Origin of the sequence: Alicyclobacillus hesperidum subsp. aegles (assembly GCF_027923525.1) — a bacterium.
In the GTDB taxonomy this organism is placed as follows: Bacteria; Bacillota; Bacilli; order Alicyclobacillales; family Alicyclobacillaceae; genus Alicyclobacillus; species Alicyclobacillus aegles.
This window is the reverse complement of the sequence record NZ_BSBJ01000018.1, coordinates 1-535: the sequence shown is the minus strand read 5'-3', so window position 1 is coordinate 535 and position 535 is coordinate 1. Positions and strand designations below refer to the sequence as shown.

Sequence of the window (535 nt, the reverse complement as noted above, 5' to 3'; positions counted from 1 at the left end):
ATCTCCGACTACGCCTATATGCAGCCGCGTACGCTATCGCTCAATATCGGTATGACGGACGTGGCGAAGAGTTTCATCCCTGGTCAGTTTTCCGGCGGGTCGTCGCGCTCTGTACAGGCATATCAGGTGCTCCTGCAGTTGCAGCAGATGCGCATCCCTGTGCAGGTCTACACGCGCCTTGGCTTGTACCAAAACATGTTGGTCGAGACGCTGACGGTGCAGGACGACAATACCACGACGCACGGTTTGCGCTGCACCGTTGACCTTTCGGAACTCCTGGTAGCCACCGTGGAAGTGGTGAAGATCAGCGCGAATCCGGCTGTCACGGACTCTGCCAAGAAAGGCACGCAGCAGCCGAAGCAAGTACCGTCGTCGATTCTACAGACTCTAGCCAATCTGTTTAACGGCAAAGCAAGCTAAAATGACAACATCCATATATTCTACCGTGTGCTATATTGTGCGCATGGGGGGATGACGGTTGTTATGGTTGAATATCTTAGGGTGGGTATTGGTTCCCTATGTGATGATCTTTATT

1 protein-coding gene is annotated in these 535 nt (G+C 52.7%); it reads left to right on the top strand.

The features are described from left to right. Positions 1–420, top strand: a 420-nt coding sequence (locus QMF38_RS09415; RefSeq protein ID WP_281759275.1) for a phage baseplate protein, incomplete at its 5' end; no start/stop codon positions are given. Positions 421–535 lie beyond the last annotated feature (115 nt).